Annotated in this window: 31 protein-coding genes; 15 read left to right on the forward strand and 16 right to left on the reverse strand. The window is 66.4% G+C overall.

Annotated features, from left to right (window positions below; all coding sequences use genetic code 11):
• Positions 1-25: 25 nt before the first annotated feature.
• From A4A78_RS17075 to A4A78_RS17125, 12 genes are all read right to left on the reverse strand, one after another.
• Entirely contained in the window at positions 26-604 is a 579-nt protein-coding gene (locus tag A4A78_RS17075; RefSeq protein WP_082835397.1) for a TadE/TadG family type IV pilus assembly protein, read from the reverse strand.
• Between the two features lie 8 nt (positions 605-612).
• Entirely contained in the window at positions 613-813 is a 201-nt protein-coding gene (locus A4A78_RS17080) for a hypothetical protein (protein WP_062951384.1), read from the reverse strand.
• Between the two features lie 136 nt (positions 814-949).
• Entirely contained in the window at positions 950-1663 is a 714-nt protein-coding gene (locus A4A78_RS17085; protein WP_062951385.1) for a type II secretion system F family protein, read from the reverse strand.
• A 170-nt stretch (positions 1664-1833) separates the two neighbouring features.
• Positions 1834-2679 carry a type II secretion system F family protein gene (locus tag A4A78_RS17090; protein WP_062951387.1) on the reverse strand — a complete coding sequence of 282 codons (846 nt, stop codon included), beginning with the start codon at positions 2677-2679 and terminating at the stop codon, positions 1834-1836.
• 2 nt (positions 2680-2681) lie between these two features.
• A complete protein-coding gene (locus tag A4A78_RS17095; RefSeq protein ID WP_062951389.1) occupies positions 2682-4145 on the reverse strand; it encodes a CpaF family protein in 1464 nt (487 codons plus the stop codon).
• Positions 4142-4927 (reverse strand): hypothetical protein, encoded by a 786-nt coding sequence (locus A4A78_RS17100; RefSeq protein WP_062951391.1) that lies wholly within the window; start codon positions 4925-4927, stop codon positions 4142-4144. The genes A4A78_RS17095 and A4A78_RS17100 overlap by 4 nt, the downstream gene beginning before the upstream one ends.
• 1 nt (position 4928) lies before the next feature.
• Positions 4929-5621, reverse strand: coding sequence for an SAF domain-containing protein (locus A4A78_RS17105; RefSeq protein WP_062951392.1), 693 nt, complete (start codon positions 5619-5621; stop codon positions 4929-4931).
• Positions 5622-5641: 20 nt separating this feature from the next.
• Positions 5642-6007 carry a hypothetical protein gene (locus tag A4A78_RS17110; RefSeq protein ID WP_062951393.1) on the reverse strand — a complete coding sequence of 122 codons (366 nt, stop codon included), beginning with the start codon at positions 6005-6007 and terminating at the stop codon, positions 5642-5644.
• 24 nt (positions 6008-6031) lie between these two features.
• Positions 6032-6721, reverse strand: a complete 690-nt coding sequence (locus tag A4A78_RS17630) for a ParA family protein (RefSeq protein WP_156488654.1) — start codon at positions 6719-6721, stop codon at positions 6032-6034.
• A gap of 70 nt (positions 6722-6791) precedes the next feature.
• On the reverse strand, positions 6792-7412 hold the full coding sequence (locus tag A4A78_RS17860; protein ID WP_062951395.1) for a hypothetical protein: 621 nt from the start codon (positions 7410-7412) through the stop codon (positions 6792-6794).
• A complete protein-coding gene (locus A4A78_RS17865; protein ID WP_156488655.1) occupies positions 7409-7555 on the reverse strand; it encodes a hypothetical protein in 147 nt (48 codons plus the stop codon). Before A4A78_RS17865 ends, A4A78_RS17860 begins: the two co-directional genes overlap by 4 nt.
• Positions 7556-7967: 412 nt before the next feature.
• Positions 7968-8729, reverse strand: coding sequence for a hypothetical protein (locus tag A4A78_RS17125; RefSeq protein ID WP_062951397.1), 762 nt, complete (start codon positions 8727-8729; stop codon positions 7968-7970).
• A 236-nt stretch (positions 8730-8965) separates the two neighbouring features.
• Between A4A78_RS17125 and A4A78_RS17130 the strand changes: the two genes are divergently transcribed.
• Genes A4A78_RS17130 through A4A78_RS17165 form a run of 8 tightly spaced genes read left to right on the forward strand, consistent with a single transcriptional unit; the run spans position 8966 to position 17648 of the window.
• Positions 8966-9250 carry a hypothetical protein gene (locus A4A78_RS17130; protein ID WP_062951399.1) on the forward strand — a complete coding sequence of 95 codons (285 nt, stop codon included), beginning with the start codon at positions 8966-8968 and terminating at the stop codon, positions 9248-9250.
• Positions 9244-10254, forward strand: a complete 1011-nt coding sequence (locus A4A78_RS17135) for a conjugal transfer protein (RefSeq protein WP_082835400.1) — start codon at positions 9244-9246, stop codon at positions 10252-10254. Before A4A78_RS17130 ends, A4A78_RS17135 begins: the two co-directional genes overlap by 7 nt.
• On the forward strand, positions 10251-10589 hold the full coding sequence (locus A4A78_RS17140; protein WP_062951401.1) for a hypothetical protein: 339 nt from the start codon (positions 10251-10253) through the stop codon (positions 10587-10589). The genes A4A78_RS17135 and A4A78_RS17140 overlap by 4 nt, the downstream gene beginning before the upstream one ends.
• Positions 10590-10593: 4 nt before the next feature.
• A complete protein-coding gene (locus A4A78_RS17145; RefSeq protein ID WP_062951402.1) occupies positions 10594-11199 on the forward strand; it encodes a hypothetical protein in 606 nt (201 codons plus the stop codon).
• A 40-nt stretch (positions 11200-11239) separates the two neighbouring features.
• Positions 11240-13708 (forward strand): ATP-binding protein, encoded by a 2469-nt coding sequence (locus tag A4A78_RS17150; protein ID WP_062951410.1) that lies wholly within the window; start codon positions 11240-11242, stop codon positions 13706-13708.
• Positions 13701-15881 carry a hypothetical protein gene (locus tag A4A78_RS17155; protein WP_062951413.1) on the forward strand — a complete coding sequence of 727 codons (2181 nt, stop codon included), beginning with the start codon at positions 13701-13703 and terminating at the stop codon, positions 15879-15881. The genes A4A78_RS17150 and A4A78_RS17155 overlap by 8 nt, the downstream gene beginning before the upstream one ends.
• A 40-nt stretch (positions 15882-15921) precedes the next feature.
• Positions 15922-17082: a C40 family peptidase gene (locus A4A78_RS17160; RefSeq protein WP_062951415.1), complete on the forward strand. Its 1161-nt coding sequence runs from the start codon at positions 15922-15924 to the stop codon at positions 17080-17082.
• Positions 17079-17648, forward strand: coding sequence for a hypothetical protein (locus A4A78_RS17165; protein ID WP_062951417.1), 570 nt, complete (start codon positions 17079-17081; stop codon positions 17646-17648). The genes A4A78_RS17160 and A4A78_RS17165 overlap by 4 nt, the downstream gene beginning before the upstream one ends.
• 309 nt (positions 17649-17957) lie before the next feature.
• On the opposite strand, the gene A4A78_RS17170 is transcribed toward A4A78_RS17165, so the two are convergent.
• Positions 17958-18497 carry a hypothetical protein gene (locus A4A78_RS17170; protein ID WP_062951419.1) on the reverse strand — a complete coding sequence of 180 codons (540 nt, stop codon included), beginning with the start codon at positions 18495-18497 and terminating at the stop codon, positions 17958-17960.
• 460 nt (positions 18498-18957) lie between these two features.
• On the opposite strand from A4A78_RS17170, the gene A4A78_RS17175 reads away from it, so the two are divergent.
• The 4 genes from A4A78_RS17175 to A4A78_RS17190 are packed head-to-tail and all read left to right on the forward strand — an operon-like array spanning position 18958 to position 22614.
• Entirely contained in the window at positions 18958-21048 is a 2091-nt protein-coding gene (locus A4A78_RS17175; RefSeq protein WP_156488656.1) for a hypothetical protein, read from the forward strand.
• Positions 21045-21626 carry an exonuclease domain-containing protein gene (locus A4A78_RS17180; RefSeq protein WP_062951421.1) on the forward strand — a complete coding sequence of 194 codons (582 nt, stop codon included), beginning with the start codon at positions 21045-21047 and terminating at the stop codon, positions 21624-21626. The genes A4A78_RS17175 and A4A78_RS17180 overlap by 4 nt, the downstream gene beginning before the upstream one ends.
• Positions 21581-22342: an HNH endonuclease family protein gene (locus A4A78_RS17185; RefSeq protein WP_231881088.1), complete on the forward strand. Its 762-nt coding sequence runs from the start codon at positions 21581-21583 to the stop codon at positions 22340-22342. Before A4A78_RS17180 ends, A4A78_RS17185 begins: the two co-directional genes overlap by 46 nt.
• Entirely contained in the window at positions 22342-22614 is a 273-nt protein-coding gene (locus A4A78_RS17190) for a hypothetical protein (RefSeq protein ID WP_062951423.1), read from the forward strand. The genes A4A78_RS17185 and A4A78_RS17190 overlap by 1 nt, the downstream gene beginning before the upstream one ends.
• Here A4A78_RS17190 and A4A78_RS17195 read toward each other — a convergent pair.
• The 3 genes from A4A78_RS17195 to A4A78_RS17205 all read right to left on the reverse strand — a co-directional run bounded on the left by A4A78_RS17195 (position 22602) and on the right by A4A78_RS17205 (position 23952).
• On the reverse strand, positions 22602-23189 hold the full coding sequence (locus A4A78_RS17195; protein ID WP_062951424.1) for an AlpA family transcriptional regulator: 588 nt from the start codon (positions 23187-23189) through the stop codon (positions 22602-22604). The two genes, A4A78_RS17190 and A4A78_RS17195, sit on opposite strands and share 13 nt — an antisense overlap.
• 96 nt (positions 23190-23285) lie before the next feature.
• A complete protein-coding gene (locus A4A78_RS17200) occupies positions 23286-23546 on the reverse strand; it encodes a glutaredoxin family protein (RefSeq protein ID WP_062951426.1) in 261 nt (86 codons plus the stop codon).
• A 151-nt stretch (positions 23547-23697) separates the two neighbouring features.
• Positions 23698-23952 carry a helix-turn-helix domain-containing protein gene (locus A4A78_RS17205; RefSeq protein ID WP_062951428.1) on the reverse strand — a complete coding sequence of 85 codons (255 nt, stop codon included), beginning with the start codon at positions 23950-23952 and terminating at the stop codon, positions 23698-23700.
• A 52-nt stretch (positions 23953-24004) separates the two neighbouring features.
• Here A4A78_RS17205 and A4A78_RS17210 point away from each other — a divergent pair, with 52 nt between their 5' ends.
• The 3 genes from A4A78_RS17210 to A4A78_RS17220 are packed head-to-tail and all read left to right on the forward strand — an operon-like array spanning position 24005 to position 25963.
• Entirely contained in the window at positions 24005-24466 is a 462-nt protein-coding gene (locus A4A78_RS17210) for an HD domain-containing protein (protein ID WP_231881089.1), read from the forward strand.
• Complete coding sequence (locus tag A4A78_RS17215) at positions 24459-25304, forward strand: hypothetical protein (RefSeq protein WP_062951432.1); 846 nt, start codon at positions 24459-24461, stop codon at positions 25302-25304. The genes A4A78_RS17210 and A4A78_RS17215 overlap by 8 nt, the downstream gene beginning before the upstream one ends.
• Positions 25301-25963, forward strand: a complete 663-nt coding sequence (locus A4A78_RS17220; protein WP_062951436.1) for a hypothetical protein — start codon at positions 25301-25303, stop codon at positions 25961-25963. Before A4A78_RS17215 ends, A4A78_RS17220 begins: the two co-directional genes overlap by 4 nt.
• Positions 25964-25980: the final 17 nt, after the last annotated feature.

Here is a 25980-nt window from a genome sequence, read left to right on the forward strand (position 1 = left end):
CATGTCTCGTGAGTTGTGAACCCCGTCAGGGAACGTAGGTCTCGACGGGGACGGACACGCTCTGTTCGATGGGCGGCAGCTGCACCATCGGGATCAGAGACAGGGACTGACCGCGCACGGTCACAGTGATCGAGTCCTCGCCGTGCGATGAGGTCACCGAGTAGGAGCGCAGGACGCCGTCGGCGTTGCCCGCTAGCGCCGCCTGGGTGGCTGCCTCGGGGGACTGTCCTGACTGGTACGCGGCAGCTGCGGTCGCCCCCTCACGAGCGGAGTACACGGCGATGTTCCGGGCGTGAGCCCAGATGCCGACCTGGATGATCACGAAGATCACTCCGAGGATGAGGGGGATGACGAGGACGGCTTCGCTGGCGTGACCGCGCTCAAGGCCACCGAGAGAGTGTGCCGACGTCCTCGTCGCACGGGTGCGGAGGGCGTCGACCGCGGTCAGCACGAGGAAGGCGATGAAGCCGAGAGAAATGGGTACGCCGACCGTGAAGACCAGGACCCAGAGAGTCTTGGTGAGTCCGATCGTCAGGACGCCGATGATCGCCTCGGCGAGCAGCAGCACGCCGAGGCCGAGCATTACCGCCTCGGTTCGCTTCATGATCCCCGTCAGCCCAGCAGGGAGATCTTTCCGTTGACGAACAGGGTGATGGCGCCGACGACGATCCCCGCGATCGCGATGCCTCCGAGGACGATGAGGATGTACTCGACGGTGCTGGCGCCGAACGAGGAGGTCTGGCGGGCACGCTGGAGGTGCTCGCGGGTGAAGCTGAGCAGGGACTCGAGGATGATCCTCAGGATGGCGTTCACGGCGGTGGTCCTTTCGGTGAGATGGGTGGAGTCACCCCTATATCGGTGCTGCGGGGCCCCCCTTGTGACATGACCCATTCAACATTCTTGCAGGCGGTGCTGCGCTAGGTGTTGGCGCCGGTCATGCGGTGCGGGGTCAGGAGGAGACCAGGTTCAGGAGGGATGGGGTCAGGAGCATTCCGACGAACGCGAACACGAGCACGGTCAACGGGATCGTCATCGACTCGGAGCGAGCGTTGGCAGCTCCCTGCTCGGTGCGCAGCTGAGCGTTGCGCATCGAGTGGGCGTGGGAGCGGAGGTTCTCCCAGATGGAGGCTCCTTCCTCTCCGGACAGGCGGACGATGTCCGCGATCTCGTGAAGCTCCTTCACTCCGATCTCGTCCCCGAGCTCGCGCAGGTCACCCCACGCGGAGGTGCCGCGAAGGCGGGACCGTTCGATCATCTGCTGGATCCGCACGAACAGCTCGTTGTCGCCGACGCGGGCGGCGTCGCTCATCGCCTGGGTCGCGGAGGCGCCAGCGATACGGGAGAGGGCGACGAAGTCGACGTAGGCGGCGATGATGCGCCGGTAGTGGGTGCGCTGGGCCGCAGCCCGCTGGCGAACCTCGATGTCCGGGAGGAAGAAGAACAGCACGGCGAGGATCAGCATGACTCCGAGAGTCATGGGAATCGGGAGGGAGATCTGAGCGAGGTAGGCAGCGAGCGACATGACGGCGGGGAATGCGAACCCGACCAGCGCCGCAAGGGCCTTCTGCCCGTAGAACTTGCGGGAGGACCACCCGATGAGTGCGAGGTCCCGGTCGGGGGTGACGATCATCGGCAGCTGCGCGACGACTCGCTCCGCCCACATGCCCAGACGCTCCTGGAGATCTGCGGGAGGCACAGAAGAGGTCTGGTCACTCGAGGTGGCGGTGAGGCGTGAGATCGCAGCGGGCAGGGCCGGCTGCGAGGGGGTGAGGGCTCGGACGATGAGGTACAGGCCGGCACCGATTCCGCCACCGAGTAGGAGGACTAGGGAGGTCATGACGCATCTCCAGTGGGTCGCAGGAGCCGCTGGCTCTTGGGGTCGCGGGCGACGATGTTCATCCACCACAGTGCGGCGAGGAACAGGGCGACCAGGCCGATGAGGATCACCTGGCCGAGCCCGGTGCGGTAGGGCTCTACGTAGGCGGGGTTGAAGAGGAACTCGATGGCGATCACCGCGACCGCGATGACCGTGATGAATCGGGCGTTGGCGCGAGGTTTGGCGCGGTCGGCCTCGATCTGGCGCCGCGCGGCGACGTCGTCAGCGATCGTCTCCGCTGTGCCCTCCAGCAGCCGGGCGAGACCGGATCCGCGTCGTCGGGTTCCGAGGAGGAGAGATCCGGTGAGGAGGTCCCCGGTGGTGTCGTCGAGGTCGTCGCCGAACTGGGTGAGGGCCTGTTCGATGGGGATGCCGTTCTGGAGGCGCGCGGCCAGCATCCCGATCTCCTCCTTGAGCGCTTCGGGGGCGGAGCTGCGGGAGGCGATGATCGCTTGCTCGATGGCGGCGCTCGCCCCCAGCAGGCCGACCAACGATCTGGTCCACTCCTCCATCGCGGTCAGGCGCTCGATCGTGGTCTTCCCTGTGGAGTGAGGGATGAGCTGCGGAGCGAGGAGCGCGAGGACGGGTGCGGCGATCACCGCCGCGATGTACCCGGTGATGATCCACAGCAGCAGGCCGATGGCGAGTCCGGCTGCGAGGAGCTGGAGCTGCTTGCGCTGGGAGCGCGTCAGCTGGCGGTGGCGCGGGGTTGAGGGTGCGGCAACGGGACGCAGGCCGGCGATCAGCAGCCAGATGGCCACGCCGGCAGTGACGACGAGGAGGGCGGCGAGGATCGCGTTCATGGTCAGGCCGCCTCCTCGTCGAGGTAGGGACGGAGGTCGTCCATCCACTCCGGTGCCATCTTGGAGATAATCTGCCCGTCCTGGAGCCCCCAGAGCTGAGTAGAAGCGACCTGGCCGTTCTCGCCGGGGGTGTAGGAGGTGACGTCGGTGATGCGGCGGTTCAGGGAGGATTCCCCGGTCCAGGGGTTCCGGGTCTTGACGAGGTCGACGTAGACGGCCAGGTCGATGTTCTCGGAGACCTGCCTGCGTGCGAAGTCCTCGGTCACGCGCCCGTCCTTCCGTGCGAGGGTGACGACGCGCTCGGGGACCGCAGCCGAGCTCTTGGCATGGATGGTGGAGAGACTGCCGGCACCGGTCTGCATCGCCTCGAACATGGCGATCACCTCGGGCCCCAGAATCTCGCCGACGATCATCCGGTCGAGGTTCATGCGGAAGGTGTCGCGCGCCCAGTCGTCCATGGTGATCTCGCCGATCGGGTGGCCGTTGGCATCCTTCTCATCGCTGCCGGGCACCGCTTCGAGGGGGACGAGGCGACGGTGCCGCTCCTTGCCGAGCTGCTCGAGGTGCAGCTCGGCGACACTCTCCAGGATCGCGAGCTTCTCCCAGGGGTCGATCTCGTTGATCAGTCCGCGCAGCAGCGTGGTCTTCCCGGCGCCCTGGGCGCCGGCGACCATGATGCTCTTCTTCGCGCGGACGGCGGCGCGGAGGAACTGCGCGAGCTCGGGGGGCATCAGATCCAGGTCGACGAGATCGTCGAGGGTGACGTCGACGAGGCGGTGGACGCGGATCGTGGCGATCGGCTTCGGGACGACCCACCCGGTGGCGTAGAGGCGGGCGGTGGGACCAAGACTCATGTGCAGCCGCGGGTGGGCGGGGTCGAACGACTTGCTCTGCTGAGCGGCGTGGAAGCTCAGCGTGGACAGGAGGTCCGCATCGGACTCGGCGATCGGATCGGCCTGCTCGAAGGCATTGCCGGTGCGCTGGATGAGAACGTCGTCGTAGCCGTAGATCTCGATGTTCTCGATGCTCGGGTCGTCCAGCAGTGGCTGGAGTCGGCCGAAGCCGAACAGGGACTCCAGGACGGCCTGGGTGATGGCGCGACGCTCCGCATTGGTCCATCGCACGAGCCCGGAGTCGAGTCGCCGGGATTCCTCGTCGTCGATGAAGGAGCCGACGAGGGAGGCAGCTCGGGCGCGCTGATCGTCGGCGTCGCTGCCCGGCATGGCCTCCTCGGCCAGTGCGTTGGCGACGTCTGCGCGGATCCTGGTGATGATCGACCAGTCGGTGAACCGTGTCGACGGGGAGGAGCCCTGATCGGCTGCCGGAGCTGCCGGCGCGGCGTCACGGCGGGCATCGGGCTGCTGGGCCAGAGGTGTCAGGGGCGTGGTGCTGACGGCGCTGTCCTCGAGGTCGAGGATGGCGAGGCTCTCGAAATCGGGGAGGTCTTGGGGCTGCTGGGGGGTCATCGGGTCACTCCTCGCAGAGTCTGGATGGCGTCGCGGCGCTTCTGCCCGGCGGTGCTGATCGCTCCGGACAGGGAGCGCAGGGAGCGTGCGTAACCGCTGGTGTCGAACCCTCGGGGGCGGGGCTTGCCGTGAGCGAAGACGGCGGCGTGCTTCGGCGCCCAGGGCAGGGACCCCAGCACGGGCTGGTGGAGTGCCTTGCTCGCCTCGCCAGCGGAGTACGTGTCGGGAGCGGAGATGGTGACCACGTGGAAAGCGGGGGCGGAGAGGCCCTCCTCCTCGGCCAGACGCCGGTTCTTGATGGTCGTGCGCGCAGTCAGAGTCGCGGTGATCGTCGGACGGAGCACGAGGGCGGTGATGTCCGAGGTCTGGAGTATCGGCGCGGCGAGGTGCGGCGAGTGGATCCGCCCGATGTCGACGAGGACGTCGATGCCCGCACGCTCAAGATCGGACAGTGCCAGCGCCAGTGCATCCCATCGTGTCGAGAGCTGTGGCCCGTGCAGCGGGTTGCTGATGCCAGGGACAAGGCGGCGGATCGGCGCCTGGTCATCGGAGAGTGCGATGGAGCGGGACATGAGCTGTTCCTCGAAGTCCGCTCCTGGCGTGATGTCGAGGATGGTCGAACGGGGGTGGAGTGAGCCCGCGAAGAACCCTGCGAGGGCCGCGGAGGCTCCGGCGGTGTCGGCCTCGAGCAGGATGACGTCGCGGGGCCAGACCAGTGCCAGTCCGAGGGCAGTGGTGGAGACACCGGGGGACCCGGAGGCGGAGGCGAGGGAGATCAGCATGTCACTCCTCCTCGGGGACGAGGACGACGCTGATGCGCCCGGTCGCTGACAGAGCGGCGAGGGTGGCGGACTGGTCGGTGGAGACGAGGACGTCGACGACGACCTCTCCTTCCGCACTGGGGGTGCTGATGGCCTGCACGGTGCCGGTGATCACCGGAGCGTCGCCGGTGGGCGGGTCATCACCCTCTCGGGGCGTGCCGATGATCTGGATCGGGTCTCCGGGGTCCACGTCGTTGGTGGGGATCTGTCCGCTGCTGACGCGGACACCGACGACGGCAGTGCCGGAGGCGGGGAACTGCTCTCCGCTGACATCCCCCGGTGCGAGGAGGGCTCCCTCCTCGAGAGGTCCGACGGCTCGCTGACCGATGAGGGTGTCCAGGTCGCTGCCGGGGACAGTGGCAACGCCGCTGGGAACGGTGACGTCGGTGACGGTGAGGTCTTCGGCGGTCAGCCGCTGCCCCTCGGGGACATCCGCGGCGGCCACCACGACCGGCGTCGTGGTGGAAAGCCGGTCGACGAGCCAGAGCGCTCCCAGCGCGCAGACGATGATCAACGCGACGCCGAGGGCGATGAACGCGGGACGCCGGCGCTGACGGATGGGGGCAGTTGTCGCGGCGGTGGGGATGGCCGGCTGCTCTTGTTCCGTGGCGGCGGAGTCGTCCGCCTTCTTCTTGATCTTGTCGAGGAGGGGCATGCGAGGGGTCCTTTCGAGGGTCAGTCCTTGGCGTTCCGCAGGCTGGTCAGAAGGTCCTGCTCGGTCCACCCCTGGAGGTCGTCCTCGTGCTCGAGGAGATAGTCCAGGGCGACCCGAGCGAGGATGCGGTCGGTCATCGAGGGGCTCTTCTCGCTGGCGTCGAGGCCCTTCTCAGCTGCGGTGCGGGCCTTGTTGATCCGGCGGCGGAGGTTGGCCAGGCGGGTGACCTGGTCGGGCCGGACCCGGACCTCCTTGCGAACGAGATCGTCTTCGTCGACCGGCGGGATCGGCGCCGGTGATGCCGGGACCGATGCGCGGGTGGTGGGCTTTGAGGAGGCGGCGTTGCGGCCGAGCTTCGCTCGGAGGTTGACTTCCTTGGCAGACATGGTGGGTGGCTCCTGGTTTCGGGCTCAGAGGGTGGCGATCGTGGACATCAGCTCGAGCGCAGCGCGCTCGTAGTCCCCCGCTGCTTTGTGTGCGGCTTCGCCGCGTCGGGGGCTGGTGGTCACGTAGACGCCGTCCTCGTAGGCATCGGCGAACAGGGAGTAGGACCGGATCACCGACGTGAAGATCGGCTTGTCGACGCCCTCGAAGAACTCCTGAGCGCGGGTGAGCTTCTGTGGTCGCCGGGAGTCCCATCTGGTCAGGAGCACCGCGTACGGCTTATTGGAGGGGATCACGAGCTCGTCGATGTACCGGTCAGCAGGGTGCAGCGCCATCCCGTCGACCTCGGAGACGACGATGAGGAAGTCGCTGATGGCGATGTACTGCGCGACCAGGTCCCTCACCGCTCGAGTGCCTGGGGTATCGATGAACACGAAGTCGTAGTCGGAGGCGACGTCCTGAACTGCACCGAGCTCGTCAGGGTGCTCGATGCTGGCGACGTCGAAGGGGGTGGAGTCCAGGCCGACCTGATCGACCCAATCTCGCAGGGTCTTCTGGGGGTCGGTGTCGATGACCAGGACGCGCTTGCCTGCGGTGGCGAGGACGGCAGCCAGCTCAGCCACGGTCGTGGTCTTGCCGACGCCGCCTTTCTCGTTGACGACGCTGATCACGCGTGGTTCGGCTGAGGTCTTGGGCCGGGTGGCTCTGGAAGGCATGGGTGGCTCCTTCGTCGGGTGTTGACAGTCTGGAGCATACCGGAAGGACGAGAAAACGAAAATACGAATCTCAGGAAACATCCCGGTAGGTCGGTGCGGGGGCGCGCTGCTCGTCGACGATTGCGAGGGCCTGCTCGCGACGCTCCTCCTTGGCACGCCGCCGCTTCTCACGCTGCGGGGCATGGACCCGCTCCTCGAGGAGACCCAGCACCTCCTGCGTGAGCCCGTACGAGTCAGCCACGGTGAGTGCGTTTCGCTGGGACGGGGAGAGGTGACGAGCGACGTCCACGGAGCACGATGCGAGGGTGTTGGGACTCGAGAGCAAGCGACGGAGCTGCGGTTCATCGTCAGCGGTGGGCGGCTCGTCTGAGGCCTTGACGACGGCAAGGTAGAACAGGAAGGCGGTGCCAAGGATGATCCCCGCCGTCAGGAGGTAAGGGACGTCGTAGCCCAGCCCGTGCAGCACGGCGATCACGGCGAGAAGGAGGACCGCGACGGAGAGGAGGGCCAGCCCGTGACGTACGAGCTTCCTGTCTCTGGCCCGCTGGAACTGGTGCTCGTCATGGATCACCTCGGCCGCGGAGCCACGGGAGACGAGGGCCCAGCGAGGCTCTTGCCGTCGTCCTGCGGGGGTGATCAGCACGGCGGTGTCGGTGTCGTTGGGGGAGAGGTCCAGTCGCTGTCGCGTCATCGTGCAGTTCCTTCCAGGAGGTCGAGCAGGTCGAGCTGTTCGGGATGAGGACGGTCGGGGTCGGGGTGGAGAGCATCGGTGCCGGCCTGGCGTGAGCGGGGATGCTCCTCGTCGGAGTGGTTGCTCGTGGTCGTGTCGGGCATGGCGTTCTCCTCTATGCGGTGGGGGTGAGGGGCTTGCGCCGGGCGGAACCGATCCGCACGGCGAGCTTGTGCCGGCCGTGTCGGGCAGCTGCTCGCTCGGCGTTCTCGACCGACCAGCCGACTCGCCGCGCCGCAGTCGGTGGCCAGACTCCGCCGGCGATCAGGTGCTCGAGCTCGCCGAGGCGGTAGCTGACTTCGCCGGCAGGGATCCGCTTCGCGTCGGGCTGTTTCCCCGCCCACCGCGCGTACGCCGTCGAGCAGTCGTCGCAGAGGCAGCCGTCGCGGTAGGTCTTCGCCGTGCCGTGTGAGCGCCCTCCTTGTCGCAGCTCGCGATCGTAGGCAGCGTTCGCTGCTCGGCACGAGGGGCACCGGCAGCCGGCCTGGTAGCGAGCCCTCGTGCCGTGGGCGGGCATCAGGCCACCTCGCTGGAGAGCTCGGGCAGGAGATCGGCGTCCTGGATGAAGGCTTCGGCGATCCGCTTGGCCAGTCGTCGCGCTCGCTGTCGAATGGCAGCGGGGGCACGGTTTCCGGTTTCGTCCAGGCCGGTCTCGGGGGAATACACCGAGATAAGGAATCGTGCTTCCTCGAGCGTGATCACTTCATTGTCCCGAGCCCAAGCGAGACCCTCCAGAAGGTCGAGCTGACTGCGATGTGCAGTCTTCATCTCGGGTGCATGGGACTGTTCCGCATGCATTGCGTCTTCGAGGACGATCATGTTGTCCCAGGAGTCGGTGCTGCGGTGGAAGTCGAGCGCGGTGGGACGTCGGAGCTCGTCGCTGAGCTGGCTGACGATGCGGACCGCCACGCGCTCTGTCCGGGCGCGGATGTGGGGGCGGTCGAGCACGTCGTAGAACGCGTCCACGACGGCGCAGAACGCGTCGGCAGTGGACATGGGGAGCGCACTCGCGTGGAAGCGCTTGAGGGCCAGAGAGCAGAGCGCAGGGCGCATGGCGTGCAGCAGCAGCCGGCGGGCCTGCGGTCCCTCGTCCAGGCGGGAGAGCAGCGTGTGCAGCACGCGGTCGTTGGTCGCGTAATCACGCCGCTCCAGGAGGTTGAAGAGGTCCCGGACGGTGCGTGCCGAATCGATGGGAGCGGTGAGCGGCTCGTCGAGCATCGCAGCGAAGTCGTCTGCGAGACCAGAGGTGATGTCGTCCAGCGTGGGGTCGGCAGTCATGGTGGCTCCTGCGGTGAGGTGAACAGGTGCCTTCACGCTGGCGAGGGGCTCTTGCCCTGAATCTTGCCCCTGTGGGGTGCGAGAACAACGAAGTTCTTGCCCCCGGTATCAGTGCAGGTCAGAGGGGTGTCTGTCTGGATGATTCATAGGGGGCAGAAAAAGTTTGAGAGGCGCTGTCACAAACCGGGGTCCGGCCCAGCGATATAGGGGTGACCACCGATGTAGAGGAGATCCCGATGACCGCCACGCTCGAGCTCGATGCCTCTCGTGCGGCCGTGAGCGCCGTGGGAGCGGTCTGCCGCCGCCAACGGAAGCTGCGCACGCTGCTTGCCATGTTGCTGGCGGACCCGCTGGACGAGACGGCGTGGGCAGCAGCGCGCGCAGGGATCAGCCCTGACGAGGAGCAGGCGATGCGCGCTGACATCGCGCTCCTGACCGAGGTGGCCCAGAGCGGGGGTGCGGGGGTCGGCTTGGGTGGCTCCCCCCGCGCCCCCTTCACCGCTGAGGAGGACCCGTGCTGACCCTCATCCCGCGCCGTCACCGCACCTCCGCTGAGGCAGAGCCGCCCGAGGCAGCTTCTGAGGGCTCCGACGTTTCCGATGCGGTGACTCCGCCCGCGCGGAAGTCACGCAAGCAGAAGGATGCCGAGCCAGACATCGCCAACCCCTGGACTGCGGGCGAGAGATTCAAGTCGGCCGCAGCGTCGGGACTCATATGGATCTTCTGTGGTGCAGGAGTCCTTTCTCTCGGAGCGACCATTCTTGGAAGTGGTTCCGAAACAGAGACGGCTCCCATTGAAGTCCAGGACGCGGGGGAATCGCAGAGGGTTTCCGCATTCGCGGCAGGTTTCGTGGACCTGTATCTGGGTGGGTCGAGGGAACAGGAAGACCAGATCACTGCACTACTTGCAAATGGGGTCGATACCACGATCTCCCTTCCCTCCGAGCCGACCGAGATCGGGACCGTGACCCCCGGCGAAGCCGTCCAGATCGACGAGACCACCTGGGTCGTCACGGTCAGCGTTGAGCAGCAGGCGACGGACGAGCAGCCTCCCACCTCGCAGACCTGGCAGCTCCCGGTGATCACCGACGAGACAGGGGCGATCGCCGCCGCGGGACTTCCCTCGAGAGTGGCGTCCCCGGCACGTGGCGACCTGGCGGTCGTAGCCGGTGACGAGGTCTCCGATTCGGACGTGACGGACACCGTCAGCGCGTTCGCGGAGGCGTATCTGGCTGGGCAGGGAGAGATCGCCCCCCTGACCGCTCCCGACACGGCGATCTCGGCGGTCACCCCGGCCCCCTACGCCGAGGTGACTGTCCCCTCGGTCCGCACGAGCCAGGAGATCCCCGCCGCCCCGGCCGACGGAGACATCGTGCGCACTCAGATCACCGTCTCTGCCACCACGGCGGAAGGCGGCACAACCCAGCTCGGCTACACGGTCGATCTGCGCTGGCGCGATCGCTGGGAGGTCTCAGCGATCAACCCGACCACCAGCACACCCACCACCGAAGGAGAGCAGTCATGAACGACCTCATCATCGCCGCCGGCACCATCTACACCGATGGCACCCTCCAGGCCAAAGGCATCTTCGACGCCGCCAACGGCCTCGCTGCCGACGCCAAATCCACGACCCTCTCCGTGATCAGCGGCATCATCTTCGTCGGTGCCCTGGTCAACTACGTCAGGTCGAAGTTCTCCACCGCGTCGCTCATCGTCAGCATTCTGATGGTCTGCGTCGCGCTGGGCTTCCTCGGCCAGGTGCCCTCGGTCAAGGAGATGTTCGGCGACACCTTCGAAGGTCTCAACGATGCCGGCGCATCCCTCGAGACGGAGATGCCGGACGATGAGCTCCTGAGCTGACGTCATGGCTGAGCAGCAGGTCGTCGTCCGCTTCTACACCCGAGCACGGAAGATCCCCTTCATGCTCGGGAAGTTGGGCGACTTCAAGATCCCCTTCGGGCCCTACACCCTCACCCAGGGAGTCGTGTTCGTCGCAGCAGCCTGGATCGGCAGCGAGACGATGTGGCTCTGGGCTCGCGGCTGGGTGCCGCTCCTCGCGTGGCTGGTCCTCCTCGCGGTCGCGGCTGGGTGCGCTGTGGGAGCGGGACGCATCCCGTTCAAGGGCCGCAACCCGCTGATGCTCGCGGCCGGAGTCATCGGCTACGGGACGGCCCCTCGCTGGGGCACTCAGGGGGGATCACGCATCGCGCTGAGAGGGCAGCACAGGGTCAGGTACCGCTGCTCGGCACCGACAAGTGCCGCGGGAGATCCCGCCATCCGCGCATCCGATGAGAACTTGGCCGAGGAGATGGCGCCTCCAGCGGTCGACGTCGATTCGGCTCCAGCACTTTCTGACGCTTCTGCCCGTCAGCGTGATGTCTCGGTCGAGGAAGCGCCGAGCGAGCAGCCGACTCCTCACCAGCTGACCGAGGTGCAGCAGATCCTCGCAGCATCCGCACAACGGAGGTAACTCGATGCTTCACCCCGCATCTATCCGATCTGGGCATCTCATGTGGACCCGTCAGGGCACCTGCTGGGCGATCTGGCAGCTCAAGGGCATGAGCTACGGCAGACGTCCCCAGCGGGAGAAGAACGCTGCGCGGCTGGCCCACCAGGCCATGTTCCGAGTACTCACCGGGGAAGCGATGATCCTCAGCGTCGTCGTCGCGCAGGACCCTGTCTCTGTGGTGCAGCGGATGATCGACGGGGTCGACCTCGAGGACCGGGAGGCGTGGGCAGTCGAAGCCGAGGCCAGGCTGGACGATCTCGAAGGCACCGAGGCGGGGGACCGCCTGTACTTCCTCGCCGTCCCCCTGCCGAACTCTGGGCTTCGCAGGCTCACGCTGCCGGTTCAGGCCGGCGTGCAGCAGGCGAAGGTGAAGCTGGGGCTCCCCCACCACGGCGTCTCGAACGACGAGATGAAGTATCGGGGGAATCAGGCCGCACGCATCGAGGCGATGATTCCGCGGACCTTCGCACCGCAGCGAGTGAGCGTGGCGCAGCAGGTGTGGCTCGACTACCACCTGATGTGCCGCGGTTTCGACGCAACCGCGTACTCCCGGGACGACCTCGAGACCCTGACGCAGGTGCGCCACATCGGAGAGCCGATCATCGACGAGGGAGGCCAGTCCGATGAGAAGGGGCGAGTCGCGAAGCTGAACCCGTTCGCGCACCGCTACATCAAGATCGGCGACGAGCAAATGTTCGCCGATGAGATGACCTCCTATCAGGCGATGTTCGCTCTGACCGACATGCCCGAAGGTGGGCTGCTCTGGCCGGGCTCGGAGATCCTCGGGGACATCGACAACTTCGTCCCCGGCGCCGACTGGGTGATGCGGATGCGCACGCGGTCCTCGGACAACGCTAAGCGCGCCAATGCGACCGCCATGAGTCGGATCAACGACCAGCTCGATCAGCGAGAGCACGAGGTCGGAACCGGCCTGCATGATCTCGATGCCGCGGTGGAGGCCGTCACCGCGTACGACCAGGTCCTCGCCTCCGATCCCAATGAGGTGGAGATCCAGCCCGTCATCATCTTCGCGGTCTGCTCGGACGACGCTGAGGATGTCGTCCAGCGATCGCGCACGGCCGTGAAGATCCTCCAGGACGAAGGGTTCTCTGTCGGGTTCCCCGCGGGATACCAGGAGGAGATGTGGTGGTCCTTCGTCCCCGGCGCCGCGCTGACCGCGAAGGTCAACGAGTACGCGCAGATCCTCACCAGCCGGGACCTGGCAGGACTCGTCCCTCTCACGGCCTCGACGCTGGGAGACTCAACCGGCGCTCTCTTCGCCGAGAACCAGACCAGTGCGCTGCTCTCCTACGTCCATCTCGACTTGCCGAACATGCCGAAGCTGCGCAACAAATCCGCGTGCGTGGGCGTCACCGGGGAGCTCGGCTACGGCAAGTCGATGACCATGAAGATCCTCATGAAGTCGATCGTCGATCGAGACGGCGGACAGGTCATCGCCACAGATCGCTCCGAGATGGGGGAGTGGGTCACCTTCGTGAAGACCCTGACGAGCCCCACCGTCATCGACATGACCGAGCCAGAGTTCTCTCTGGACCCGCTGCGCGCTTTCGATGCAGCTCGCGGGGCGACGATCGCTTCCAACTTCCTGATCACGCTGCTGGATCTCGACCCCACGTCGGGCGAGGGTGTCCTGCTCGGTGAGGTGCTCACCCCGGAGTACCTCCACGACCACGACATCTCGGGGATGGGAGCTCTGCTCGAGCACCTGTCGCAACTCGGGAAGCAGCCCGAGCAGGATGAGGCCAAGAAGCTGTCGGGCCAGATGTCCGTCTATGCCAAGAAGGACTTCGCACGCGCCCTGTTCGACGACGAGCTGCCGCCGCTGCCGTGGAAGACATCGTCGGCGATCGTGATCCGCACCAACCGCATCGAGGTCCCCAAGACCACGGAGCTCGAGAACGCCCATCTCTACAAGGTCATGCGGATCGAGAAGCGCTTCGGTCGCGCGATCTACACGCTGATCTCGAGCCTGGCGAGGATGATCTGCTTCGACGACCAGGGCCGGTTCGCCGCGTACTTCGAGGACGAGGCCCACATGGTCACCTCGAATCAGCTCTCCGTTGCCGACCTGACCCTGTTCATCCGTGACGGGCGCAAGCACAACGCCGCGCTGGTCCTCGGCAGCCACGATCCCGAGAACGATTTCGGTGACGAGACGATGCGAGGACTGATTCCGATCCGCATCGTTCACGCCCAGACGGACGAGGCCCTCGCCAAGCGGTCACTGCGCTGGTTGGGCATGGACGCCGAGGACGAGGAGCTCGTTAAGGAGCTCCAGACCAACACTTCGCCCCAGATCGGTGGCGAAGTGCCGCCGGAACGTCGCGGTGAGGCGTGGATGAGGGATGCGACCGGCACGATCGGCCGCATCCGCACCTTGATGCCGGCCGGAGCTGCCTCGCGGGAAGCGGCCAGCACCACCCCCCACGCGGGAGCCTCCGATGTGTGAGGTGCAGGCGCGGATCCTGCGCGCCTTCTTCCCCCGCCACCTGCCGAACCTGGTGACGGCGATCCTCGCTCGCCCACGCTTGGTGATGTGGCTGGAGATCGGCCTCGTCACGTACCTGCTGATGTTCGTGTCGGCGCCCCCAGCGCTGGCGGCACCGCCCAATCCGCTCGAGGCGCTGGATCGCACAGACGGGACCGGGTACGCGATCAGCAACTACAACATCGAGTTCCTCCTCGACGTGCTCAACGTGAAGTACCCGATCCAGTCCATGACGGCGGGGATCGTCGGGTTCCTGTGGGACCTGTGCCGCTACGGGGTGGGCGGGGTCGCGCTGCTGATCGACCTGACGTTGGGGTTCGGATGGCTCACCTACCTGATCTATCCGATCGAGCAGACCGCCGAGGTGCTCGATCGGGTCCTCGATCAGCTCCCGATGGTCCGGGAGCTCCTGATCTTCCTCGCCTGCGTCGTCGGGATCTCCCGCATGTACATCGGCCAGCAGGCTCGCGGCCTCACCGACATGTTCGGCAGCTTCGTGATCTGGGGACTCAGCGCAGCGATCATCACCAACCCCGTGACCTGGCTGACCGGACCGACCGGGCTCCTCACCCGGACGCAGGAGGCAGCCCAGCAGTTCAGTGCTCAGCTGGTGAACCCTGACGCTGCGATCGGCGAGGTCGATGCGACGGAAGCCTCCGGCACGATGGGGCAGCAGCTCGTGTCGATCTTCGTACGCGCGCCGCACCAGTACATCGCCTACGGAGGCCTCGTCGACGGCGGAGGGTGTGAAAGCACCTATAACGAGAACCTGCGGAAGTCAGGTGAGGATCTGGCCAACGCGATGCTCTCCTGCTCGTCCGACCTTGGGGCGACGATCAAGAACCCTTCGTCCGTGACCCTCGTGACGACCTTGATCATCCTGATCGGCATCGGGGTGCTGCTCGCCATCGCCGTCATCTGCTCCATGATCATCATCTACGAGATCCTCAACATGCTGATCGCTGGCGTGATGGCTGTGTGGGAGCTCTTCCGCGGGATCGGTCCGGGCGGCTCCTACCGAGGGTTCATCGGAATCGCGATCAACCTCCTGGAGTCGTTCCTCGCGCTGATGGCTGTCGTCCTGATCAGCGGGCTCTACCTCGCCACGGTCCAGTACTTCTTCACGACGTGGGAGACGAACATGATCGTCCTCTTCCTCATCGTCGACCTCGTCCTGATCGTCGTGATCGCGGTGATCTTCCAGCAGCGCAGGAAGCTGCGCAAGGCTCTGAATCGGATGCGTGAGCGCGCTCGTGCGAAGTCGAACAACGTGCCTGTGCCCAAGCAGCTCGGGGCCCGTCATCACATCGGCGGCGGACTGGCGGCGGGAGCAGCCACCAGCGCCGGCAGCAAGCTCGCGCAAGGAGCCGGCCGGGCGGGCTCTCGCCTCAAGCAGGGCGCTGTCACACTCGGCCGAGGTGCGGGAAATGTCGCCACCGCCCCGGTCCGCGCCGCGACCCGCAGTGTCTCTCGCCCGGGGTTCATGGGCGCACGGCTGGGGAGTGGGATGCTCCACCGCTCGGGAATCCATGACAAGCGCAGCCACAAGGTGATGCACGGCATCGCGTACGGGATGGGAGAGCGGAAGTGGAGGAAGAAGGAAGCGCGCCGCGAGCAGCGTAGGGAGCAGCGTGCAGAGCGACGCGAGCGCGGTCGGTTCTGGACCTGGAGCGGCGCTACGCGAAATGCGGAGCAGCGGGCCGCAGAACGCTCTGGGGTGGAGGCAGCACCCTCGCGTCAGGGACGTCGCCCTCAGAGGCGAGACCCCCAGTCCCAGGTCCCGGGACAGGAGCAGCAGACCTCGTCGAGGCGCTCCCGTCGCCCCAGCCCGTCGCAGGATCGACGCACGCCCACTCCGCGGTCCGCCGCCGCGAGACCGGCAGCGCGCCGCCCCGGAGCCACAGCCGAGGGAACGACGTCGCGGCCGACGAGATCAGGGAAGGCCGGCTCCGGGCCGAGTGGGACCGGCCGGCAGCCAACGTCTACGGGCCCCGCTGCTCGGACCACCGGAGAACGGCTCAACGCGAAAATGCGTGCGCGTCGCGGAACGTCGGCGTCGCCTCGCCCTCGCACGGCCTCGCGCCCGTTGCAGAGCCGTGCCCGTGCGCGCGCAGCGGGGAAGGGCGCCGCGTGATCGAGCGGGGCGCTGAGAAGTCCTGGGGAGGAGCAACAAGGTGAAGAAGACGGTCGTGGCAGTCCTCGTCGTGGGCATGCTGTTGCTCGTCGGCGTCGCCGGCGGCACAGCGGTGATGTTCATGCACTTCGCCGGGATCTCCGTACAGGAGGCATCATCCTCGCCGGCCTCAGGGGAGACCTGCGCGTCGGGCTCCGCGCCGGCGGTCACCGTAGGCGGCGTTCCGGCTGTCGAAGGCTTCTCGAGAACTCAGGTGGAGAACGGGGCGATCATCGCCCAGGTCGCAGAGGACGCAGGGCTTGATCGGCGGGCGCAGCTCATCGGCATCATCACGGCAATGCAGGAGAGCCAGCTCGGCGATGATCCACGCTCCAAGCTCCCGAATGGCGATGGAGATGCGGGAGTATTCCAGCAGCGGACGTACGACGGATGGTACGGCAATCTCGAAATGATCAACGACACCGCATACGCCGCCACGGCTTTCTACGAAGGTGTCACTGCCAAAAAGCCGGGAGACTATGGCTCTGTCGGCGGGGGTAGCGGTTACGGTCACATACCGGGGTTGAAGGACATTCAAGGATGGGAAGCAATGACTCCGACCATTGCTGCCGCAGAAGTTCAGCGTCCTGCCGAGGAGTACCGTGGCGAGTACGCAAAGCACACGGAAGATGCAAATCGTCTCCTGAATGCACTGTCCGGAAGTGATGTCGAGCTCTCTGCCACCGATACCGCTGGCGGCTGCGGGGACGGTGGTGCCGTGAACGGAAACGTCGAGGCCGTTATCGAGGCCGCAGAGGAACTCATCCCGCAGGGCCTCAACTACGGGCTCGGATCCGGGGACCAGAACGGTCCCAGCGGCGGGGCGATCGACTGCTCGGCCTTCACCTCCTACGCCTGGAAGAGCGGCGCCGGGGTGGACATTGGGCGCAGCGCGCAGGACCAGTGGAACAACCTGGCCGCCTCCCGCGTGACGGTAGAGGAGATCCAGCCGGGAGATCTCATCTTCGAAGCATGGGGTCGCCGGGGGCCGGTGGGAGACCCCAACTCGATCTCTCACGTCACGATGTACATCGGGGACGGGCAGATGGTGGAGTCCTCGCGGTCGCAGAACGGTCCGACGACCAGCAGCGCCCGGCTCGACGGTGCGCAGTTCGTCGGCATCGCACGGCCCACGGTGAAGGCAGCTGGAGGAGAGGCATGAACCGAAGCGTGCGCTCCGTCCTCCTCGCGGTTGTGGTGGTTGTGGCGATCGCCGGGTTCGCCGTGTTCGCCGGCCGCGATGGGGGCGGAGAAGAACCTGAGGCGACCGGTCGACAGACGGCTCCAGCCGCGGCCGGCTCCGAGGCTCCCCCAGAGGAGCCCGAGCTCTACGTAACTCCTTCTGACCAGGAGGAAGAGGTGGGGCAAGAAGAGGGCCATGACGACTCGCTCGAGAACGCACCCGCAGACCAGCGAGCGAAGGACGATGCGGCCGCCGCGGCGCTTGCTACCGCGGAGATCTGGGTACAGGGCAAGACTCTTGAGCAGGCTGCATGGAACGAGCAGCTGCTCCACACTCTCGCTCCGGTCGCACAGCCGGCCTACGACGGCCGAGTCTGGGGGTACCGCGTCGAGGCGACTGCGGTGAAGGGGGAGCCTGCTGTTGAGCAGGCGACCATGACTACCGCCACCGTCGTGATCCCGACCGACGCTGGTCCCCTCACGTTGACGGTGACTCGCAGTGACGAGCAAGGCTCGTGGGCGACCACGGCCATCACAACTGACTGACCCGCAGCCGAAGAAGTGTTCGCACTTCCCGCGGACGACTCCGGCCCGAGCTCGAGGGTCCTGGTCCGCTACGGCCTCACACTCCGTGCATCGGGACTCTCAACCTCGCCAGGGGCTACGTTGCCCACCGGGCGGGTGTAGGTTCTCGTGCGATCTGTCAGAAGCACAGCTCTGTGACCTGTGGCGCGAGACACGGGCAAGGTGCCCGGATTCTCGCTAAGTTGTCCCAATCCTCGGGAGCGCCGTCGAGTTAACTGCGATGGCTCGGCTGTTGGCACGAAGCTGCGGGTAAGGCGGCTGGGCGGCGGTTCAGCCGTGCAGCTGCGGCGCGAACTCCTCGAAGACGAGCGTGGCGACCTCGGCAGGTGTGGAGTGGTCAGTGTCGAGGACCAGGTCGTAAGAAGTGAACTGGTGGAGCTCTCGCGTTAAGCGTTGGTGGTCGTCGAGGTGCCAAGCCAACGCACGATGTTGGTGCGGGGTGTATCGGCCCCGTAGTCGGTGTTCTGCCACGTCCGACGACGCAGTGAGGTGCACGATCCGCAGGGGGAGCTCGAAACACTGTTCGTAGCGTTCCAAGTCGTCGGCCTGGGTGATCACTCCTGCGATGATCGGCGTTCGTGGCCCGGTCTGGCGGTAGTTCCTCCACACTGCGCGAATGTTGTCAGCCTCGGTCAGGACGTTCTGAGGGTCCGTGGAGGCCGGAGGCCATGAGCGGTGGAACCAGTCGGCGTCGAAGAGGCTGAACGGCAGCTTGGCCTCGGCGAAGAGGTCCGCGAGGTGCTCAAGCGTTGAGGACTTGCCCACCCCGTACGAGCCGTTGAGGAAGATTCCGAACTCGCCACTCATCATGAAGCGAGCCTAGCTTGACCTGAGTTGCTGCTCCGGCGGCAGTGCAGCACCCAGAGGAGCACTTCGTGTCCGCCCAGGGTTTTCGTGCCCGTCTGACAGACCGGCGAGGAACCTGACACGCGCCGGCCAAGAAGGTGAGAACTGGCCAAGTTGGCCGAGAACCTACAGCGGGGAGTATCTGGAGTGCGGGAGCTGTGGAAGGTACAGCGTGCTCCGCTCCTCCTTCGTCCGGGCTGCGCACGCTGACCCTATCACATGCGACCAAACGGAAGTACGAATCTACGAGGAACCGAGAGGCCGAGAGCACGGGAGTGCGGAACCGCGACAGCACGAGAACCCGGATGACCGAGACTCCGGATCCTCGCTCGCTGCGCAGTCCAACGAGCTTCGTGATGTCACAACGGGACTCTCCGGACGCCGATATAGGGGTGAGCACCGACCCTGAACGGAGAGACGTCTGATGGCACAAGCAGCCGTCGCGCAGCGGCGCGGCCCGAGCACCGCACGACGCGGCATCCCCATGAGCGGGGTGCTCGCAGGGGGAGGAATCGTCAGCGGCGGAGCACTCATGCTCCCGGACGTCCCTACAGCAGGTATCGCCGCCTGCACCGTGCCGCCCTTGGTTCTGGTCGGGTTCTCCCGATGGAGATCGGCGAAGCGCCGTGCCGTCCGTGAAGACCTGGAGGAGTCGCTCACCCCGCTCCTCGGATCCGCGCTCACGGTGAAGTGCTCGAGGTGGGAGGCGAGGGCGTTCATCCATCCTCGGCCCCGGCGAATCAAGATCACCTACTCGGCCGGCGCCCGGGACTTCGACCCCAAGTGGCTCCGGCAGCTTCTGGCGACGGTGGACGCGCGTGTCGGGGTCGAGTACGCCGTGGAGTTCCACCGCAGCGAACGCAAGGTGATCGTGCTCAGCACCAAGGAGCAAGAGGAAGACGAGCTCGACGACTCGCCGAAGGCGCAGCTGCAACAGCGCGCTGCTGTGACCGTGACCGAGACGCTGGGGAAGCAGTCGCAGGCTGCATACCAATGGAGCGGCGAGGAACTGGAGGGGATTGACGTCACGATTCCCGATGAGATCGCCGTGAAGCTCCACAGCAGAATGAAGCGTCAGCAGATTGAACGAGTCATCACCGCGATGCTGCCGGGACGGTGGCGAGCACGGTGGGATATCGAGAGCACTCCGGCGCGTGCTCACTTCGAGATCAGGCCGTCCATTCCGGAAGGCGGCGTGGTTCATCCCCCGCCGGTAATCACCGATGAGAATCGCTATCTCATCCCGACAGGTGTTACCGAGGACGGCGAGACCACTGTCTGGGATCTGAAATCGACTGTTCCTCACGGTCTCACGACAGGGAAGACGGGAACAGGAAAGACCGTCGACATCCTGGGAATCGTCATGGAATGGACCTGCCGGTCCTGGGCTGCATGGATCGCCGACCCCAAGCAGATCGAGTTCATCGGTATGCGGAAGTGGCCCAATGTGCAAGCGATCGCCGTCACGGTCGAGGAGCAGATGGCACTGATCGTGCGTGCCTGGAACCTCATGGAGCAGCGTTACGCCCAGATCGTCGCCGGCGCGGACGAGCGTGACTTCGAGCCGCTGCTCCTGGTGCTCGACGAGTACACGGACCTGCGCAGCGCCATCACCCACTGGTGGGCTGAGAACAAGCCCAAGGGCGGTCCGGCGAAGTGCCCCATCTTCGGGATGATCGGCTCCCTCGCCCGGAAGGCCCGCAGCGCGAAGATCCACCTCTTGTTCGGCCTCCAGCGCCCCGACGCCGAGATCCTCTCCGGCGAGGTCCGAGACAACCTCGGCTTCCGCCACAGCCTCGGCCGCCTCTCCCCCGAAGGCGCCCGCATGATGTGGGGAGCGCCCTACATCGGCACCAGCGTCCCCCGGAAGATCCCCGGCCGCGGCATCGCCATGGACGCCGACGGCGACCCAGTCGAGTCCCAGTCCTACTGGACTCCGGACCCGCGCCGGGCCCTGCGGGACCGAAAGGAGGGGGACCTGGACATCCTGCGCAGCCTCCTGCCCGCCGAGGTCACCCACCCGCGGTTCGACATCCTCATCGACGACGAGGACGCCGCCACATGGATCGACGAGAACGGCAAGTCGACCTACACCGCCTGGGCGGCGATCGTCGAGGCCCACTTCCGAACCTCCGCGCAGGCCGACGAGATCATCGACCTCGACACCACCCCCGACGATCAGGAAACGGGGCAGGAGGACACGCCGGCAGAGCAGCCGACGGCGGCACGGGCGGATCGCCACTTGCGCCTGGTCACCGCCGAGGAAGAGGACGAGGACGACGGCTACGAGCCCAGCACCATCACGACCTCTGATCGTCTCCAGGAAGGGGATCTGGTGCTTCTGGATGACGAGTGGGTTGTCGTCGAGTCCGCGATCGCCGACCTCGAGGACGAGGGGATGATCTCGATCTCCTGGCGCACCGACGACGACGATGCCGGCGAGATCGCCCTGGATGCCGACGAGACACTGACCGTGCGCCGCGCCGCGGAGCATCCCGACGAGGAGGACTCATGACCTACGAGCTCACGCAGCCGCTGGTGTTCGTCGACACCGAGACGACCCAGCTGGAGCCGTTACCGAAGCCGTGGGAGATCGCCTTGATCAAACGGGGAGGCGAGGTCGAGGAGGAGCAGCTCCACATCATGCTGCGCGACCCGGATCTCTCCGATGCCTCCCCGGACGCACTGTGCGTGAACCGGTTCTACGAGCGGCATCCGCTGTGGAGCCCGGCCGCGGATCAGGACGGCCCGACGCTGATGGAGGGGCGAGATGCGGCGGTGGCGGTCGAGCTGTTCACGGCGGGCACGCAGCTCGTCGGCTCCAATCCGGACTTCGATGCTCGCGCGCTGGACTGGCTGCTGCGCGAGCACGGTCTGCGACCGCGGTGGCGCCACCACACGATCAACCTCGTCACGCTGACCTACCCCGTACTGCACGGGCGTGGCGAGCACGTGCAGATCCCGTCCTCGTCCTACGACCTCTCGCGGAGGGCCGGCGCCGAGCCTCCGCAGAAGAACGTCGCGCACACGGCGATGGGTGACGCGTTGTGGACCGTGCGCTGGTGGGACAGCCTGATGGGAGCGGAACGATGAGCCGAGCACATCGCAGGACGGTGGGCAGTCTCGCCATCGTGGTACTTGTCGTCGGCGCCTACTTCGTCTCCCGAGGCGACGTCGACGCGCTGCTCGAGGATCTCCCCACCGGCAGCACATCGACGGCTGCGGACATCCGAGACCAGGTGGCCGCCAGCGATCTCGAGGCCGGATCAACCCAACTGGAGGGACTCGACGTCGCCGAGCTCGACGCCGCCCCCGGGTACGAGCGCGACGAGTTCGGTCAGCGATGGGCTGACATCGACCGCAACGGGTGCGATCAACGCAACGACACTCTCCGTGCCGGAGCGAGCGAAGTGACCACGAAGCCGGGAACGCACGGGTGCGTCGTCCTGGAAGCAACGATCGATGACCCCTACACCGGCCGCGAGATCGCCTTCGTCAAGGGTGAGAGCACGGTCGACATCGACCACATCGTCCCCCTGTCTCGGGCCTGGCAGCAGGGCGCTGCCGAGTGGGATGAAGAGCGCCGCGAAGAGTTCGCGAACACGGCCTCGAACCTGCTCGCCGTCGACGCCTCGGCGAACCGGTCCAAGGGGGACAGCGGTCCGGAGGAGTGGCTCCCCGAGGCGGGGCGCTGCGCGTACGTCATCCAGTGGATCGATGTGAAGAGCTCCTACGAGCTCACGATCACCGAGAAGGAGAAGGACGTCCTCGAGGATGAGCTCGAGGCGTGCGAAGGGAGCGCGGAGTGATGGACAACGAGTGGGACCGGATCATCCTGATCTTGGCGGCGCCGGTGATTGCGATGGTGGCGCTGCCGATCGTGCTTCCCAGGGTCCGGGAGTGGATCGTGGAGAAGCTGCTCGCCTATCAGGTGGTGGTCCCCGCTCCGGACGCGCTCTTCGAGGTGCCGACGACGGGAGTCGGGCTGGATCTGCCGCGCATCCTGATCGGGGTGGGAGTCCTGGTGATCGGTGTTTCCGTGGTCCGCGGCACCGTCGGCCGCCGTGCTCAGGAGCGTTGAGCGCCCCACTCGCGGATCTCGTCGCGGTCCCACAGGCGAGTGCGGCCGATCTTGCGCACCGGCGCAGGGAACGGTCTGAGCCGGTCGATACCGCCGGCCGCGTACCTCGTCACCGAGTTGGGCTCGATGCCGAGTTCGGCTGCGACGCCGGCGCGGGTCAGCAGCCCGTCGATCTCCGTCACCTCGCTGTCGGTGGGAGCGGCCACCTGGCGCCCTCGTCGCGCGTTCCAGGCGTGGATCTCCTGGAGGCGGAAGTAGGGCCGGCCCGAGACTCGGCGTATGGGCTTGGGGAACGTCTCGTGACGTCCCAGGTAGGTCCGCATCGAGCCGTAGGACAGTCCCAGCTCGTCCGCAGCCTCCTGGAGCGTCACCAGGCGATCGTTGCCGTCCTCGGGAGTGGTGGCCGGGTTGTTCCGGTCGGTCTCCCAGTGCTGGACAGCCTCGAGGCTGTACAGGCGGGCGTTGCCTCGCTTTCCTGTCGGGGCAGGGAACCCGGGCTGGCGCGAGTGCTTGCGCAGCAGCTGCGGGTCGATGCCGAGGTTGGCACCGATCTCGCTCATCGTGAGCTCTTCCATGGTCATCTCCTTGATGGCACGAAGAAGCCCACCCTCCCGGAGGAATCCATTTGTCAGAACGAAGACCGGGGAGGGTGGGCTCCTCAAGAGTACAGGTCAGGAAGCAGTCTTCAGTTGGGTGGGGGAGATCGCGTCGATCTTGTCGAAGTGCACTCCGGTCCAGAGGTCGTCGCCGTAGGTGCAGATCGGCAGCTCGGCTTCGCCGTTCAGGCGCTTCCGCAGCTGCTTGGCGATCTCGGGGTTCTCGTCGAGGTCCACGTACTCGTACGGGACCCCCTTGCGGATCGCTCGACGGACAACGGCCGGGCACCGGAGTCGGCAGTCCTTCCTGCCGTAGATGGTCAGGATCGGTTCCATGAGGGGTGTCCCTTCGTCGGGGGAGTGTTCACCTCTATACCGGTCCCGGGAGTCGCTGTTGTGACACCGCGCGGGCGATCGATTCGAGAAAGGAAGAGGGGGTGGGCGGGGGATGGCTCCTTCCAGCAGGTTTCGTCTATCTGTTGACAGACTAGTTCGCAGAGTCCGAGGTGTCAACAGTTTCCGTCTCGCTTGCTGCGTTCGCGTAGGAGCGTTCGATGTACGACTCGATCTCGTCCGTCTCGATCCTCCACTGGCCACGACCACCGACTTTGATCGCCCGGAGTTCTCCGGAACGCACCAGGGCGTAGGCCTGCGCCTGCGAGATCGAGAACATCTCCGCGACCGCATCGAGGGGGACGAAGCGCCGGCGCAACGTGGGAGAGTCGGATTCAGCGGTGTTCATCCGGGCAGGTCTACCAATGGAGAATGCAGGGCACAAGAACGGAGGGGCGGCTGTGGATAGTCAGCTGGTGCAGGTGGCGGAGGAGATCGCACGGCGAGCTCACGAGGGGCAGGTCGACAAGGCGGGGGAGCCGTACATCGAGCATCCCCGGCGTGTGGCGGAGCGAGCTTCCGTTCTGGCAGGCCCTGATCTACGGGAGGCAGCCGCTGCTGCCGCGTGGCTGCATGACGTCGTCGAGGACACGACCCTCACTCTCGACGATCTAGCCGCTGCCGGGATCCCGCCGAGGGTGCTCGATGCCGTCGACCTCGTGACGAAGATCGACGGACAGTCTGCCGAGCAGTACTTCTCCCGGATCCGCGAGAACCCGCTGGCGAGGGCAGTGAAGCTTGCGGATCTGATCGACAACACGGACCCTGCCCGGATCAGGAAACTCGATGCCAGGACACAGGAGCGTCTGGGAGTGAAGTACGCCCGATCGGTTCAGCTCCTGCTCGGGGGCAGCGATGTGTGACTCCCTGGCCGAGGGGGGCCGGCGTTGCCTGGACTTCGACCGGCTGACCTCTCATGACGTCGCCCACTTCGCGCCGGCGCCGAGGGAAGGTGTCGATGACGTTGCCTGGAGGGGCGACGGCGAGGCGATGGAGCGGACCAAGGGGTACCGCAAGGAGGCTGCGTGCTGGTCGCTGACCCTGCTCGAGGAGGTTCGCGAGGAAGAGCCGGCCGTCACCTCCGCGGTCCGATCAGCCGCAGATGCTGCGGGAGGGAGGTGCTACGGGCTGGCCTTCCGCATGAAGTCGCCGGACTCGCTCGCGCGCAAGCTCGAGAACGAGATGGAGGCTGCCGACAGTCAGGCAGGCGGGCCGATCGACGCCGAGGGCATCGCTCGAAGCGAGGCCGATGACGCTTTGCGCTACACCGTCGCCATTGAGAAGCACGTCGAGCTGCCGACAGGGCTCGAGCGCACCATCGAAGGCCTCCGAGCTCAGGGGTGGGAGCCGGTCGAGGTCAAGGACTCCTACCTCAGTGGCAACTCCTACAAGGGTCTGCACATCATCGCCTGCACGCCGCTGGGTCGCACGGTCGAGGTCCAGGTCCATTCCGAGCAGTCGATCGAGCTCAAAGAGGAGATCCACGTCGACTACGAGATCGCGCGGGACCAGTCTCGATCTCGCGCCGAGCGCCGCGCTGCCGGCCGGCGATGCATCGAGGCTTCCAAGGCCGTGGGCACCCCGCCGGGGCTGGCGAGGTACTTCCCGGCGGGCAGTGAGGACGATGGTGGAGCGAAAGGACAGGTGAGGGGTGTTCCGATCAGGAAAAAGGCGTATACTAGAAGCGAAGGAGGTACATGATGACCACGTTCTACACGTTCACCAAGGACAGCGACCCGCAGGGCTCGCCAGTCGTGGCTGTCGATCATCAGGATCGGGTGTACTTCTTCGTCGCCAACACGAAGCTCTGGCACCACAGCGCCCGGCTCGAGATCCAGCTCGACACCAACGACGCGGACTGGACGGCGACCGAAGTCCCCGTTGAGGACGTGCCGGCCCTCATCGCGGCGGTGAAGAAGATGGACGGCCGTGGGCACAGCGGGCGATACCTGCGTGACCTCAAGGCGCAGCCGGTCGAGGACAAGCTCACCAACGCCGAGCTCGGCCTCCTCACTGCCGCCGGCGACAGGCCGGTCGCCGGCGGAGAGGTGAGAGAGCTGCTGCGAAGCCTCCCCGTCGGAGCGAGACGGGACGTGGCCCTGTACACGTCGGATCGGAAAGCGGTGGCGCAGAACCTCGCCTACGAGCTCAACAACCGTTTGAAGAAGTCGCTTGCGGATATCCCGCTGCGCGCGGGTACGTCCGTGGTCGGCTCCCTGGTCGTGGTCCGGGTCAAGAAGGTGGCCGCACCGCGGCAGCAGAAGCCGACGAAGGCCGGCTCCCGGGGAACGGGTCAGGCGAAGAAGGCAGCCTCGTCGAAGCGGCAGAAGTCTGTGCAGGCCGGCGCGACGACCGTCTAGCGCCGCGCCGGCCCTCG

Origin of the sequence: Brachybacterium sp. sponge (assembly GCF_001613775.1) — a bacterium.
In the GTDB taxonomy this organism is placed as follows: domain Bacteria; phylum Actinomycetota; class Actinomycetes; order Actinomycetales; family Dermabacteraceae; genus Brachybacterium; species Brachybacterium conglomeratum.